Source organism: Pseudomonas sp. H1_D05 (assembly GCF_054682705.1).
This window is the reverse complement of the sequence record NZ_CP162825.1, coordinates 1,980,001-1,994,830: the sequence shown is the minus strand read 5'-3', so window position 1 is coordinate 1,994,830 and position 14,830 is coordinate 1,980,001. Positions and strand designations below refer to the sequence as shown.

The following is a 14,830-nucleotide window of genomic DNA, read 5'->3' as shown; positions in this document are numbered from 1 at the left end:
CGTGAGGGAGAGGGGCTGACCGAGGTGTCTGGCGCCATACATCGACCTGAGAAATCGAGTCGATTATGGATTCAGCGCAAATCGTTCACGTCGGCGTACTTCCCGAACATCCCCCAATCAGTCCCCTCTCCCTCTGGGAGAGGGCTAGGGTGAGGGTGGCTTTTGCAATCTCACCGCCAAGGCCGAGGCTCACCAAACAACCGCCCCTGAACCCCATACAAGCCCATCTCGCGAATCACCGACAACTCCCCTTCCGTCTCGACCCGCTCGGCAATCAGCGGCAGATCAATGCTGTGCGCCGCACGCTGGATCGCCTCGATAAACAGACGCTTGTCACTCTCCTGATCAATCGCACGAATGTAACTGCCATCGATCTTCAAGTACGCCAGCCCCAGCCGCGCCAGGTTGCCGATCATGCTGAAGCGCCCACCAAAGCGTTGCAGGCTCAGAGAGAAACCGAGTTCGCGCAGGCGCCGGGTCAACTGCTCCAGCACCGCTTGTTCGGGCAATTGCTCCTCGCCGATTTCCAGGGTCAAACGCTCGCCCAAGTTGGAATGCGCACGCAGAATCTCGAAGACTTTGTTCAACGCCTGCGGGTCAGCCAGAGTCGCCGAGGACAAATTCAGCGCCAGCGAATCTTCGTGCTCTTTCATTTGCTCCAGCACGCGTTCGAGCATCAGGCGGTCAAGCCGTGCAGTCCAGCCGAAGCGTTCCAGCCAAGGCAGGAAGCGCCCGGCCGGGATGGTCTGGCCCTGATCATCGAGCAGGCGCGAGAGCACTTTGTAATGCAGCACCAGCTGCGTGTCTGCGGCGGCGACCACCGGCTGGAAATACAGCTCGAAACGCTGCTGACTCAAGGCCTGATCGAGCAAGCGATGCCAGGCATGGTGATCGTCGCCGACATCCGCCGTCAGGCTCTGATCGATGCACGCCCAATTCTGCTCGCCCTGACCTTCAGCTTGCGCCAGCGCCTGATCGCCGAGCGTCAGTACTTGTTGCGGTGAATCACCGTGGGTGAACGGCGCCAGGCCGATCGACGCCACGGCAGCCAAATCGGTCGCCCCGGTGGCGTGCAGACTGCTCAAAGCGCTGTCGAGGTTCTGCGCCAGTTGCAGCGCTTCCTCACGAACCAGCCCCGGCGCCAGCACGGCAAACTCTCCGCCACGAATACGGGTGACGAGGTTTTGGGTTTCCGGGTATTTGGCGCATTCGCGGGACAGTTGCTCGCCAACTGCTTTCAACAATTCATCGGTGCGCTGGCCACCGAGACGCTGGTTGAGCCCGGCCAGATCCTTGACCCGCAATAGCAGCAGATAACCGGAACTGGCCTGCTCCGGGTTGCTCACCCGGTTGTGCAACTGCATTTCGAAATAGCGCCGGTTGGCAAGCCCCGTGAGATTGTCCTGATAGGACTCGGCGCGCAGCTTTTCACTGCGTTCGGCCTGCTCCTGGAACAGCGCCTTGAGCTTCTCGACCATCTGGTTCATCGCCTGCACCACACGGCGCAACTCAGGTGTGCGCGGCAGTTCCGGCAGGCTGAGGAATTCGCGACGGGCGATGGCGTGGGACTGCTTGACCATGTAATCCAGCGGCTTCAACTGCCGGCGCAGCAGCAGCGCGCCGAGCACGGCACTGATCGCCCCGCAGATCAGCAGCCAGCCAAGGCTGCCCAACGCGCTCTGCCACAATTTGGCCACAGCAAACATCGGATGGCTGACCACCTCGACTCGCGCCGCCTGCTCCCAGCCACGGCTGACCAGCGCGTCGCCACCGGCCGGCTCCAGGCCGATCAGCTTGACGAACCAGTCCGGCACATTGGTGACGGCCGGAATGCCGTTGCGCTCAACAATCGTCTGGTCAGTCTTCAGATCGACCACGCGGATGCTCGCGTAATAACCGCTGTCGAAAATCGAGCTGACCAGCAACTCGACCATGGCCGGATCGTCGATATTCGGCGTCAGCGACAACGCCAGCGCCGTCGCGGCGTCCTGGGCGTGGGAACGCAACTGGTTGACGTACTGGGTGCGCGAGCTTTCCAGACTGACCATGAAGCTGCCGGTGAAGGCGACCACCAGGAACAGACAGATAGCGATCAACAGCTGTTTGAACAAAGACATCTGAGCGCATGCTCCTAGTTAGTCGTTTCGACCGGGAAACCTTCGGCCTGCATTTTCTTCAACACATCCTGCCAGCGTGACAGGCGTTTGGTGTCACCGACCTTCTTGTTGCCCTTGGCGCCCGGCAGGTACAACCCTTCAGCATTAAAAGAGTAGACCGGCAGCAAATCGGTTCGCTGCGACGCCGGCTGGATCGGATCGATCAGGCTGTCGAGCACCAGAGGCATGGCATCGGGGGTGGCATAGTAAGTCAGGACCATGTGCGCGCGGTTCTGACGCAACGCCTTGACGTAGGTGATACGCAGCTTGTCACTGGAAACCCCAAGATGACGCAAGCTGAAATACTTGGCGATCGCATAGTCTTCGCAGTCGCCGGCGCCCTTCCACAGCGCTTCGATCGGCGTTTCCCAGTAATCGACCTCGTGCCACAGATCGATGTCCTCGACGTAGCGCACCTGTTTGTTGAAGAACAGGTTCACCACTTTGAGCTTTTCCATCTCGCTGACTTGTTTCTGCGTGGCCAACAGATTCTGCCAGGCATCAATGCGCTGCTGCCCGGCACCCAGCGGCCCGTAGAGTGCCGTGGCTTTGCGGCTGATCGTGGAAAAATCCCAATCGGCATGCAGACCGCCCAGCATGACGCCGGCCAGCAGCAGTGCGCAGCCTAGCCAGCGCAGAGTCCGGGGGATCGCGAAACGTACCGCCACAGCAGGTTTCCAGGGGGCAGGAAGGAAAGCGTTTGATGGTGAAGCTTAGCCCGACAAAAAACAATGGCACCATGAGATCATACTCGGCACGCTAAACTTCAGTTGGCACAGCGATGTTTTACAAGGTTTGACAACCTGTAGAGCAATCACTAGTGTCATTTGGATCCAAACCAGGCCGACATACAGGGTGCGTAGTCGTGACACAGAAGCCCAAACCGTTGCACAGCATTAAAGTCGATGGACCGATTCCTGCTCATCTGGCCCGTTCGGTGATCGAAGAAACCCTGCGCTCGGCAATCCTCGACGGTCGTCTGCCCTGTGGCACGGCGCTGCGCCAGCAGGATCTGGCCGACCTTTTCGGTGTCAGCCGCATGCCGGTGCGCGAAGCGTTGCGCCAGCTCGAAGCCCAAGAACTGCTGAGCGTTACTACGCATAAAGGTGCAGTGGTTGCGCCATTGATTCAGGGTGACGCGACCGAAACCTACGAGTTGCGCATCCTGCTCGAATCCGAAGCCATGCGGCAATCGATTCCGCTGCTGACCGCTGCCGACCACGCACGCGCAGCCGGGTACATCGAAGAGCTTGAGGCGCAACACGACTACACGGAAATCGGCCGGCTCAACCGTTTGTTCCACATGGCCCTGTACAGCAAGGCGCCCAACCAACGCTTACTGCGACTGGTTGAAGACGGGCTCAACGAAGAAGAGCGTTTTCTGCGCTTCAACCTTGAGGCCATGGGCCTGGGCAAATTGTCCCAGGACGATCACCGGGCGATGTTGCAAGCCGTGCAGGATCGCGACACTGAGCTGTCGATCAAACTCCTCGAGCAGCACCTCAATCGCGGTGTCGAAGTGATTACCCGTTATCTCGCTACCCCTGCCGCGCAAAACCGCCAAGCTGCGCGCTGAGCGCGCACTGCCCCGCGAATCACCCGCTTACAAATCCCCAAGCGATCCGCCAGCCCTCTGCTGGGCGGATCCACATGTCCGCTCTAACCTCCTTGCGCCGTTCAGTCCGATATTTGCACGTTGCCGCTGATGAATCGGTCATAGCCGTGGCGCAAATTTACCCGCACTCTTGAGCCGCCACCCCATAAAGAACGGGCGACGCGCCGCCCTGCCGGCGCAGTCCCCGCACCAGGAACCTACGGAAGGAGCCTTGCCACGGGAAAAAGGAAGTCATGGCGCGGGGTCACGGCCAACTTCCGCCCCTTTTAAATCATTCAATTCTTATTACTGGAAAGTTGCTTCGAGTGAGGCATTCACTCTTCTTGAGCAATTTTGGCCGTTATTCGCCGAAAGGAGCAACTACGCCCAAATAAAACTTTACCTGAAAGTTTTATTGGAACAACTCAACTTCAAAAAACAGCAAACTTAAAATAATTAAAAATATACTTGTTAAACACTTTGTCGGTGTATTAGCTTTTCTTCGCCAAGTTTGAACTTCACCCTTCACTTCGGCAGCAGCCCAATGCCTGCGGTACAGCAGCAGCGCTTGATGGGCAGACATGAAGCCATGTCAAAGGTATATCGATCCGCACTTACCTATCAGGAAGGAAGGCTGTCGTCCGCCGACAGGAAACAAGTAAGTCGTAGTTTCATTGATTGCGCAGTTGCAGAGCAGTTCCATTTAATATCAACGATAAAGGACATCATGATGCCCACTAAGCACCAACTCGCCCTGAAGAAAGCCGAACTTAGCATTCACCCGATCTTTGCCGAGATCACGTCGTTATCGGTGTTGCGTCGCTTCATGGAAACCCATGTATTTGCCGTGTGGGACTTCATGTCGCTGACCAAACGCCTGCAGCAGGAGCTGACCTGCACCCGACTACCGTGGTTGCCGCCGCGCGATCCTCTCGCCGCCCGACTGATCAACGAGATCGTTCTCGGCGAAGAGTCGGATAATCGCCTGGCCGAAGGGCATTACAGCCATTTTGAGCTGTACCTGGACGCAATGCGCGAAATCGGCGCGAGTACCCAAGCCGTGGAGCGCTTTGTCGCCCTGCAACAGGAAGGCGTGAGCTATGACGTCGCGCTGCAAAGCGTCGAGGTTGATCCGGCCGCCGCGCAGTTTGTCCGCGACACCTTGCGCACCGCCCTGCATGCACCGGGACACAGCGTGGCGGCGGCGTTTCTGCATGGTCGCGAGAGCGTGATCCCGACCATGTTCCAGCGCATTCTTGACGACTGGGGCATCGGTATCGAACAGGCGCCGACCTTTCGCTATTACCTCGAACGGCACATCGAGGTCGACTCCGAAGACCACGGCCCGGCGGCCGAACACCTGCTCGAGCGCCTGGTCGACGGCGACCCGCAACGTGAAGCCGAGGTCTACGCCAGCGCCATTGCCGCCGTGGAAAGCCGTATCGCCTTGTGGGACGGCCTGCGCGTAAGCATGCGCGAGCCGTTGGCAGAGGTGACCCAATGAACGCTGCTGACTATCAATCCTTTGCCGACGCCTGGGAGAATCGCGCGACCATCCGCACCCGTCCGCGACGCGTACTCGAAGACGATGAACGGCTGATCTATCCGCTCAGCCGCCAGCCGCTGGTGCTCAGCGAAACTTTCCTGCGCGAGTGCCCGCAGCAGCGTGATTTCGCCTTGGTGCAGACGCTGTACAAATTCATCAACGACGTGGTGATTTTCGAGACCGAGATCGTCGACAAGACCGCGCGCAGCATCGCCAAGAATCGCTTCGCCGTGGCCTTCCCGTTTGCCTGTCGTTACGACGCGATGACCGTGGTGGTCGACGAGGATTACCACGCCCTCGTGGCGATGGATTTCATGCAGCAAACGGTGGCGATGACCGGCATCGAACCGATTCAGCTCCCCGATGAAATCGAACTGAGCCGGGCGATTCCTGCGGCAGTAGCGCTGGCGCCAGAGCACCTGCGCAGCGCGGTCGAATTAATCTGCGTGGCCATCGCCGAAAACACCGTGACCGGTGATGTCGCGGCGTTCGCACGCGACGACACGGTCAAGCCGTCGATCAAAGGCCTGATGGCCGATCACTTGCTCGATGAAGGTCGCCATTCGAGTTTCTGGGCGCGGATGGTGCGCATCTATTGGCACACCGCCAACGCGGCGGATCGCGAAACCATCGCGCAGATTCTGCCGGTGTTCATCGGCCATTACCTGACCAACGACATCCAGAAATCCTTCGACCTGCGCCTGATCGACGCACTGCCGGTCAGCGAGACCACGCGCCGTTCGCTCAGGGACGAGATGGCCGGGCTGGCATTCCCGATCAATCGCCATCACCCGCTGGTGGGCAACATCGTCAAGTTCTTCCACAACAGCTCGCTGCTCGATGCGCCCTGCGTGCAGCACGCGCTGCGCGACTATCTGGTTTGATGAGGAGGCCGATATGAAACGTCTCGACATTTTGCTGATTGGCACCAGCCAGGCGATGACCGACCTGGCGCAGGAACTGGAACAACACGGTCACTCCTTGCAGCGCAGCGCTGCCGGTGCATCGACGGTGGATCTGATCATCGACGATGGTTTTATCGGCGCCGGCGATTTCTGCTCGATCCCGCACCTGCATCTGCGTTTGGGTGTCGGCGTGCAGAGCCCTGCCGGTTTGCCGACACTCGACTTGCTGTGTTTCCTTGGCTCGTCACTGATCAGCCGCGTACCGATTGGCGATGAGCCGTCCGGCAATGGGCAGGCGCTGCGGCAACGGGTGCTGACGCAGGTGGTCGATGAAGTGGCGTTGCTGGTCAGCCGCTTCTCCCGTGATGCTGACTATCTGCAGCTGGCCGCGTCAGTGACTGCGCCGGATTTCGAGAGAATGGAAAACCTGCTGTTCCTCGACAACCTGGCTTACGTCCATCACCGCAACGACACGGCCAATCCCGCATTGCTGGAAGAGGCGCAGATCCCGGTGATCGAGCGCCTGCAACGAAGCTTGATCCACCACGCTGAACGCCCGGCGCTGCACATCGCCGAACAGTCGATCAGCTATCGCCAACTGCACGCTCACAGCCGTGCGATTCAACAGCGCTTGCTGCCGTTGCTCGAGCAACAGCCAAAACCGTGGGTGGTCGGCATCTGCCTGCCAAAAAGCCCGGCGTTGTTTGCCTCGATTCTGGCGATCCTCGGCAGCGGCGCGGTGTATCTGCCGCTGGAGCCGAGCCACCCGCTGCAGCGTCAGCAATACATTCTGCAAAACGCTGGCGCGCTGCTGTTGCTGCATGATGGCGAGCATCCGTTCAGCGCATCCATGGCGGGGCTGAACGTCAGCCGCATCGACAACTCAGAGGCAGATCTCAGCCAACCGTTGATGCGCCGCCGCCCCGAACTTGATGCACCGTGCATGGCGCTCTACACCTCGGGCACCACCGGGCATCCGAAAGGCGTGTTGCTCAGTCAGGCCAACCTCGCGCACTTTACCGCGTGGTACGCCGATTACGTGCAATTGCGTGCCGAGAGTCGGGTCTTGCAGTTCTCGTCGCTGAGCTTCGATTCGTCACTGATCGACATCTTCCCGACCCTGCTGGAAGGTGCCGAACTGGTGGTGCCGGACGACACGCAACGACGAGATCCATTGCAACTGGTCGCGTTGATCCGCCGCCGACACCTGACCCACGCATTCCTGCCACCGGCGCTGTTGAGCATCCTGCCGCTGGAGCAACTGGAAGGCGTGCAAGTGATGACCGGCGGCGATGTCTGCGAGCCGTTTGTCATTGAGCAACTCACCCGCCAAGGCACACTGCACAACCTTTACGGCCCGACCGAAGCCACCGTACTGATCACCGCGCGCCAGCTCAAACCGGGCGACAGTAACCGTACCCTCGGGGCACCAATCGCCAACAGCCAAGTGCTGATTCTCGATGACGATTTGCAACCGGTGGCGGAGCACACCGTCGGCGAATTGTTCATCGTCGGCCCCGGTGTTTGCCTCGGTTATCTGAACAATCCGCAGCAGACCGCCGAGCGTTATCTGACCCTGCAATTACCGGACGGCCAAACGCTGCGCGCCTACCGCAGCGGCGACATGGCCAGGTGGGGCGAGCACGGTATCGAACTGTGCGGGCGGCGCGACAATCAGGTAAAAATCCGTGGCTTCCGGGTCGAGCCGGAAGAGATCGAGCGCTGCCTGCGCGAGAGCCAGTTGTACCGGCAAATGGCGGTGGTGATCGACAGTCAGCGGCGCATTCTCGCGTTCCTCGCACAAGCGCAATCGGACACCGCACGCGACGCGCTGAAAGCCCACGCCAGACAGTTTTTGCCGGACTACATGCAACCGGTGGCGTGGACCGAGCTGGCGAGCATGCCGTTCGCCAGCAACGGCAAAGTCGATCGCAAAGCACTGCTGGAACTGCCAGTGAGCGTGCAGGGCAACGCGCCGAAATGCCTGCCGGTGAATGCCGATGAAGCGCTGTTGCTGGAGATCTGGGCGGAGTTGCTGGAGCTGCCGAGCAGCGACATTTCCACCGACGAAAGCTTCTTCAATCTCGGTGGCCACTCGATTCTGCTCTCGCGCATGTTGCTGCGTTTGCGTGAGGAGTTCGGGCGTAGCATTTCGATCAATCGCTTCATCGAACTGCCGACCATCATCAAACTGGCAACGCTGGTACGCGGCACCGATGACAGCGCCGTACTCAGCGCCCAGGCCACGGCCGACGCCGAGCGTGCACTGGAAATCGAGCCACTGCCGATCAGCCGCATGGGTGATGTGCATAAAGTCATCGTCACCGGCGCCAATAGCTTTGTCGGCGTGCACATCGTCGAGGCGCTGCTCGGTTGGGGTGCCACCGAAGTAGCGTGTCTGGTGCGCGACGGCGGCGGTAAAACGGCGGCGCAACGCTTTGCCGAGTCACTGCGTGAAAACCGCCTGGAGCATCTGGATCTGAGTCGTGTGCGGGTTTACGCGGCGGATATTACGCGTCCGCAGTTGGGCCTGAATGACGACGACTATCAGCGCCTGGATCGCGAGTTCGGCGCACTGGTGCACAACGCCGCTAACGTCAATCACGTACTCGATTACGAGTCGCTGGCGGCGGACAACGTCGAACCGATTTTCGCCCTGCTGCGCTTGTGCGAAGGGCAGAGCAAAAAGGTTTTCAACTTCGTCTCGACGCTGTCGGCTTCCAGCACGGTGGACGATGCTGGACGGGTGCTGGAACTGCCAGCCGCCACGACCCCACCGATCTATATTCGCAACGGCTACAACCTGTCGAAATGGGTCGGCGAACGCATCCTCGAACGGGCGCGGGAACGCGGTGTACGGGTCAATCTGTATCGCCCTGGCAACATTAGTTTCAACAGCTTGAGCGGCGTTTGTCAGCCGCACAAAAACCGTTTGATGCTGATGCTCAAAGGCTCGATTCAGCTCGGCCAGGTACCGGCCTTCGCGCTGAATTTTGACCTGATGCCGGTGGACTTTCTCGCCCGCTTCATTGCTTTCCACGCCAGCCGTTATTCGTCCGACCGCGCGGTGTTCAACCTGCATAACCCCGAGCCTTTGAGCTGGGACGCCTACGTCACTTCGTTCCGCGAAACCGGCAGCGAGTTCGCGCTGGTCAGCGTCGCCGACTGGCAGCAGCAACTAAACCGCGTCGATGCCGACAACGCGCTGTTCGGCGTGCTCGGTTTCTACCTCAACGGCTTCGAAGAAGACATCGGCGACATCTCCCTGATTGGTCATGCCAACGCTGAGGCCGGCGTGCATCTGATGGGCGCGCACTACCCGCAGAAATCCCCGGCGCTGCTGCGTCGTGGCTGCGATTACCTGAAAGAAATCAACTTCATCTGATCCAACAAAAGGAGCAACACCATGAGCACTTTGCAACCCGATACCCTGATCAAAAACCCGCATGGCTGCCACGTAGTGTCTTCGGTAGAAGTGCCGGCAGACGCGGCGCAGGTCTGGGCGGTGGTCGGCGATTTCGGCGGATTCGACCGTTTCATTCCGGCGCTGTCGCACATCGAAACAATCGGCGAGGGCGTGTCCTCGCTGCGCAAGAAATGCTTCAAGGATGGCAACGTGGTAGTCGAGCAACTCAACTCCCGCGATGAGCACGCGCGGAGCATGACCTGGACGACGATTTACAACACGTTGGGGGTGGCGAATCTGTGGGCGGCGATGAATGTCGAATCGCTGGGCGCGGGTAAGTCTCGGGCGACGTGGACGATCATTGCCGAGGCGGCTGCGGGCGGTGAAGAGGCACTGCCAGGGTTCAAGGATTTTGTGCAGGGGTTTGCGGATGATGCGATGGGGAATGTGCTGAAGCTGTTTGTTTAAGGCTTCGGCTTTGCGGTGAATGTCAGACCGCTTTCGCGAGCAGGCTCGCTCCCACATTTTGATTGCATTCCTTCTGTAGGAATGCGGTCAATCTGTGGGAGCGAGCTTGCTCGCGAAGAACGATAACGCGGTCTCCAATCTGAATAATCAGATCTTGAAGCTGTCGACCAATTGCTTCAGACGGTTAGCCTGCTGCGACAACGCATCACAATCCTTCAACGTCTCGTTGAGGTTAGCCACGCTCTGCTGGTTCAGCAGATTGATCTGGTTAACGTCGACGTTGAGGGTTTCCACAACCGCGGTCTGCTCTTCAGTGGCCGCTGCCACCGATTGGTTCATGCCGTCGATTTCACCGATGCGTTGAGTCACGCTGACCAGACGCAAACCGGCCTGATTGGCCACTTCCACGCTCTGCTCGCTGGACACCTGACTGGCGTTCATCGTGGTCACCGCTTCCCGCGAACCGATCTGCAACGACGTGATCATTTTGTGGATCTCTTCCGCCGACTCCTGGGTGCGATGGGCAAGGTTTCGCACCTCGTCCGCCACCACGGCAAAACCACGTCCGGCTTCACCGGCACGCGCCGCTTCGATTGCGGCGTTAAGTGCCAGCAGGTTGGTCTGCTGCGAAATCCCTTTGATCACATCGAGGATGTGGCCGATGTTGTCGGTGCTGGCGTTCAGGGTTTCGATCTGCGTGCACGACAGGCTGATCTTCTGCGACAACTCTGTCATCGCTTGAATCGTCTGCTCGACCACCTGACGACCGTCATCAGCCTGCTCGCTGGCGCCGCTGGCGTGTTGCGAAGCATCGGCGGCGTTGCGCGCAATTTCCTGAGTGGCGGCGCCCAACTCGTTAATAGCGGCAGCCACGCTGTTGGTGCGCGCGCTTTGTTCGTCGGAACCGACGATCGAGGCGTTGGACGATGCCATCACCCGTTGCGACAAGTCATGCACATGACGGGTGGCGGAAGACACTTCGGAAATCGACGCGTGAATACGCTCAACGAACTGGTTGAACGCGCTGCCCAATTCACCGAACTCGTCTTTGCTCTCGACCACCAGGCGGCGGGTCAGGTCGCCTTCGCCCTGAGCGATATCCTGCATCGCACGGCCCATGGTGGTCAGCGGACGCATCAACACATTGATCAACAGGCTCAGCAGCAAGGCAATGGCCGCCACGGCCACGAACATCGCAATCAGTGCCGAGGTGCGGAATTGGCTGAGTGCTGCGTAGGCCTTGTCGCGGTCGATCGACAGACCGATGTACCACTGCGCATTCGGCAGATCGCTGACCGGGGTAAACGACAGAATACGTTCCTGACCGTTGAGCAACACGTTCTGGTTGCCCTTCTCGATGCGTACGCTGGTGTTTGGGTAGATGTCTTTCAGGTTTTTCATGACCTGATCCTTGTCCGGGCTAACGATCACCTGACCGTCGGCGCTAACCAGGAATGCATGGCCGAGGCCACCGAAGTCCACCGAGTTGATGATCTTCACCAGGGTTTCCAGGCTCAGGTCACCCCCGACGACGCCGAGCAGTTCACCGTTCTTTTTCACCGGCATGGCGATGGTCACCACCAGCCCGCCGACAGCAGCCATGTACGGCGGCGTCAGCATGGTTTTGTCAGCTACCACGGCCTGCTTGTACCAAGGGCGCTGACGCGGGTCATAGCCGTCCGGCATCTTCGCGTCAGGACGCTGGGTGAACACACCGTTGGCCTGACCGACGTAGGTGAACTGGAAGTTCGAGGTGAAGGCCGGTTGATCGACCAGGCCCGGGAAGTCCGCGTCCTTACCCTGATGGGCAACGTTCTGCGCGAGGTTTTCCAGCACCAGGATCCGCCCGCTCATCCAGTTCTGCACGCTGCTGGCGGTCAGATCACCGGCCTGCTGCACGGAAGACTGGAGGTTCTGGCGAATGGTGTTTCGCTGCAGATAGTCGTTGTAGAGGGTGAACAGCGCGAACGCCAGGACCACGACGCCCGAGGCGGCCAACAGGATTTTATGGCTGAACTTGAGATTCATTTCATGGGACTTCTTATGCCAAAAGTGGGGATGCGTTCCGGATGCAACATCCATGTACAGTGCAGGCAGCGTTCTACTAGCCGCTCTACTTTGGTGCACGCATGTCTCACCAGTCTGTCGGCACGTGTCGGAGAAATCTTAGGGCCATACAGGAAATGGATGGTATTTCTGCCAGATTCCCGCCCAACGGCGTGCCAGAGCGTTCGTCACGGTGTTTCCGGAGCAACGTTCCGGCGGCAGTTTCAAATCCTGCAACCCTTTTTCCTGTGCATAAAAAAGCCAGCCCCTGATGTCTCAGGGGCTGGCTTTGTCGTTTCTTTATCTGATCCTGAAATGACAAAACCCCCGTCCGCGTTAGCAGACAGGGGTTTCGGAATTCAATCTTGACGATGACCTACTCTCACATGGGGAAACCCCACACTACCATCGGCGATGCATCGTTTCACTTCTGAGTTCGGGATGGGATCAGGTGGTTCCAACGCTCTATGGTCGTCAAGAAATTCTGTATCTGGCCCGTCAACACGGTAACGAGCCAGCAAAAACAGTTACTTCTACTAAAACAAAACCCCAACTGCTTTCGCAATTGGGGTTTCGGAATTTAATCTTGACGATGACCTACTCTCACATGGGGAAACCCCACACTACCATCGGCGATGCATCGTTTCACTGCTGAGTTCGGGATGGGATCAGGTGGTTCCAACGCTCTATGGTCGTCAAGAAATTCGGGTACTGACTCGTGACCAGATGGCCTCGCTTCAGCAAATTGGGTATGTGACAGCTTTCGGTGTTTTGTGAACATCGAACTTTCGGTTCGTTTCGTCTTCACACACCGCAATCTGGTCTCTTCGACGCAAATTGCTTGGGTGTTATATGGTCAAGCCTCACGGGCAATTAGTATTGGTTAGCTCAACGCCTCACAGCGCTTACACACCCAACCTATCAACGTCGTAGTCTTCGACGGCCCTTCAGGGAACTCAAGGTTCCAGTGAGATCTCATCTTGAGGCAAGTTTCCCGCTTAGATGCTTTCAGCGGTTATCTTTCCCGAACATAGCTACCCGGCAATGCCACTGGCGTGACAACCGGAACACCAGAGGTTCGTCCACTCCGGTCCTCTCGTACTAGGAGCAGCCCCTCTCAAATCTCAAACGTCCACGGCAGATAGGGACCGAACTGTCTCACGACGTTCTAAACCCAGCTCGCGTACCACTTTAAATGGCGAACAGCCATACCCTTGGGACCGGCTTCAGCCCCAGGATGTGATGAGCCGACATCGAGGTGCCAAACACCGCCGTCGATATGAACTCTTGGGCGGTATCAGCCTGTTATCCCCGGAGTACCTTTTATCCGTTGAGCGATGGCCCTTCCATACAGAACCACCGGATCACTAAGACCTACTTTCGTACCTGCTCGACGTGTCTGTCTCGCAGTCAAGCGCGCTTTTGCCTTTATACTCTACGACCGATTTCCGACCGGTCTGAGCGCACCTTCGTACTCCTCCGTTACTCTTTAGGAGGAGACCGCCCCAGTCAAACTACCCACCATACACTGTCCTCGATCCGGATAACGGACCTGAGTTAGAACCTCAAAGTTGCCAGGGTGGTATTTCAAGGATGGCTCCACGCGAACTGGCGTCCACGCTTCAAAGCCTCCCACCTATCCTACACAAGCAAATTCAAAGTCCAGTGCAAAGCTATAGTAAAGGTTCACGGGGTCTTTCCGTCTAGCCGCGGATACACTGCATCTTCACAGCGATTTCAATTTCACTGAGTCTCGGGTGGAGACAGCGCCGCCATCGTTACGCCATTCGTGCAGGTCGGAACTTACCCGACAAGGAATTTCGCTACCTTAGGACCGTTATAGTTACGGCCGCCGTTTACCGGGGCTTCGATCAAGAGCTTCGCGTTAGCTAACCCCATCAATTAACCTTCCGGCACCGGGCAGGCGTCACACCCTATACGTCCACTTTCGTGTTTGCAGAGTGCTGTGTTTTTAATAAACAGTCGCAGCGGCCTGGTATCTTCGACCGGCATGAGCTTACGGAGCAAGTCCTTCACCCTCACCGGCGCACCTTCTCCCGAAGTTACGGTGCCATTTTGCCTAGTTCCTTCACCCGAGTTCTCTCAAGCGCCTTGGTATTCTCTACCCAACCACCTGTGTCGGTTTGGGGTACGGTTCCTGGTTACCTGAAGCTTAGAAGCTTTTCTTGGAAGCATGGCATCAACCACTTCGTGTTCTAAAAGAACACTCGTCATCAGCTCTCGGCCTTAAGATCCCGGATTTACCTAAGATCTCAGCCTACCACCTTAAACTTGGACAACCAACGCCAAGCTGGCCTAGCCTTCTCCGTCCCTCCATCGCAATAACCAGAAGTACAGGAATATTAACCTGTTTTCCATCGACTACGCTTTTCAGCCTCGCCTTAGGGACCGACTAACCCTGCGTCGATTAACGTTGCGCAGGAAACCTTGGTCTTTCGGCGTGGGTGTTTTTCACACCCATTGTCGTTACTCATGTCAGCATTCGCACTTCTGATACCTCCAGCAAGCTTCTCAACTCACCTTCACAGGCTTACAGAACGCTCCTCTACCGCATCACCCGAAGGTGATACCCGTAGCTTCGGTGTATGGTTTGAGCCCCGTTACATCTTCCGCGCAGGCCGACTCGACTAGTGAGCTATTACGCTTTCTTTAAAGGGTGGCTGCTTCTAAGCCAACCTCCTAGCTGTC

General features: G+C 58.1%; 9 protein-coding genes and 3 rRNA genes (1 of these 12 cut by a window edge). 5 read left to right on the top strand and 7 right to left on the bottom strand.

From position 1 onward, the window contains the following. Positions 1-170 precede the first annotated feature (170 nt). Together lapD and lapG are read right to left on the bottom strand one after the other, a co-directional pair. Positions 171-2,117, bottom strand: coding sequence for a cyclic di-GMP receptor LapD (gene lapD, locus AB4O11_RS09170; RefSeq protein WP_460130485.1), 1,947 nt, complete (start codon positions 2,115-2,117; stop codon positions 171-173). Positions 2,118-2,131: 14 nt separating this feature from the next. Beyond that, positions 2,132-2,824, bottom strand: coding sequence for a cysteine protease LapG (gene lapG, locus AB4O11_RS09165; protein WP_095113878.1), 693 nt, complete (start codon positions 2,822-2,824; stop codon positions 2,132-2,134). A gap of 197 nt (positions 2,825-3,021) precedes the next feature. Between lapG and AB4O11_RS09160 the strand changes: the two genes are divergently transcribed. Beyond that, entirely contained in the window at positions 3,022-3,732 is a 711-nt protein-coding gene (locus AB4O11_RS09160; RefSeq protein WP_093442659.1) for a GntR family transcriptional regulator, read from the top strand. A 430-nt stretch (positions 3,733-4,162) separates the two neighbouring features. Here the strand turns inward: AB4O11_RS09160 and AB4O11_RS09155 are convergent, their stop codons facing one another. Next, entirely contained in the window at positions 4,163-4,333 is a 171-nt protein-coding gene (locus tag AB4O11_RS09155; protein ID WP_158561687.1) for a hypothetical protein, read from the bottom strand. 144 nt (positions 4,334-4,477) lie between these two features. On the opposite strand from AB4O11_RS09155, the gene AB4O11_RS09150 reads away from it, so the two are divergent. From AB4O11_RS09150 to AB4O11_RS09135, 4 genes are read left to right on the top strand one after another with little or no spacing between them, the layout of a single operon-like run. Further along, on the top strand, positions 4,478-5,254 hold the full coding sequence (locus AB4O11_RS09150; RefSeq protein WP_460130484.1) for a DUF3050 domain-containing protein: 777 nt from the start codon (positions 4,478-4,480) through the stop codon (positions 5,252-5,254). Further along, positions 5,251-6,180 (top strand): diiron oxygenase, encoded by a 930-nt coding sequence (locus tag AB4O11_RS09145; RefSeq protein ID WP_099757654.1) that lies wholly within the window; start codon positions 5,251-5,253, stop codon positions 6,178-6,180. The genes AB4O11_RS09150 and AB4O11_RS09145 overlap by 4 nt, the downstream gene beginning before the upstream one ends. Positions 6,181-6,193: 13 nt before the next feature. Further along, a complete protein-coding gene (locus AB4O11_RS09140; protein WP_460130483.1) occupies positions 6,194-9,586 on the top strand; it encodes an amino acid adenylation domain-containing protein in 3,393 nt (1,130 codons plus the stop codon). Between the two features lie 21 nt (positions 9,587-9,607). Beyond that, on the top strand, positions 9,608-10,075 hold the full coding sequence (locus AB4O11_RS09135; RefSeq protein WP_460130482.1) for an SRPBCC family protein: 468 nt from the start codon (positions 9,608-9,610) through the stop codon (positions 10,073-10,075). A 147-nt stretch (positions 10,076-10,222) separates the two neighbouring features. Here AB4O11_RS09135 and AB4O11_RS09130 read toward each other — a convergent pair whose 3' ends face one another. The 4 genes from AB4O11_RS09130 to AB4O11_RS09115 all read right to left on the bottom strand — a co-directional run. Then, positions 10,223-12,103: a methyl-accepting chemotaxis protein gene (locus AB4O11_RS09130; RefSeq protein ID WP_460130481.1), complete on the bottom strand. Its 1,881-nt coding sequence runs from the start codon at positions 12,101-12,103 to the stop codon at positions 10,223-10,225. 381 nt (positions 12,104-12,484) lie between these two features. Next, positions 12,485-12,600, bottom strand: a 5S ribosomal RNA gene (gene rrf / locus AB4O11_RS09125). 105 nt (positions 12,601-12,705) lie between these two features. Beyond that, a 5S ribosomal RNA gene (gene rrf / locus AB4O11_RS09120) occupies positions 12,706-12,821 on the bottom strand. A 152-nt stretch (positions 12,822-12,973) separates the two neighbouring features. Continuing rightward, positions 12,974-14,830 (bottom strand): 23S ribosomal RNA (locus tag AB4O11_RS09115); it runs 1,037 nt beyond the window's last position.

Bases quoted from the DNA above. Each gene is read 5' to 3' on its own strand.
- lapD (WP_460130485.1), bottom strand. From the start codon at position 2,117: ATGTCTTTGTTCAAACAGCTGTTGATCGCTATCTGTCTGTTCCTGGTG.
- AB4O11_RS09155 (WP_158561687.1), bottom strand. From the start codon at position 4,333: ATGTCTGCCCATCAAGCGCTGCTGCTGTACCGCAGGCATTGGGCTGCT.
- AB4O11_RS09150 (WP_460130484.1), top strand. From the start codon at position 4,478: ATGATGCCCACTAAGCACCAACTCGCCCTGAAGAAAGCCGAACTTAGC.
- AB4O11_RS09145 (WP_099757654.1), top strand. From the start codon at position 5,251: ATGAACGCTGCTGACTATCAATCCTTTGCCGACGCCTGGGAGAATCGC.
- AB4O11_RS09140 (WP_460130483.1), top strand. From the start codon at position 6,194: ATGAAACGTCTCGACATTTTGCTGATTGGCACCAGCCAGGCGATGACC.
- AB4O11_RS09135 (WP_460130482.1), top strand. From the start codon at position 9,608: ATGAGCACTTTGCAACCCGATACCCTGATCAAAAACCCGCATGGCTGC.
- AB4O11_RS09130 (WP_460130481.1), bottom strand. From the start codon at position 12,103: ATGAATCTCAAGTTCAGCCATAAAATCCTGTTGGCCGCCTCGGGCGTC.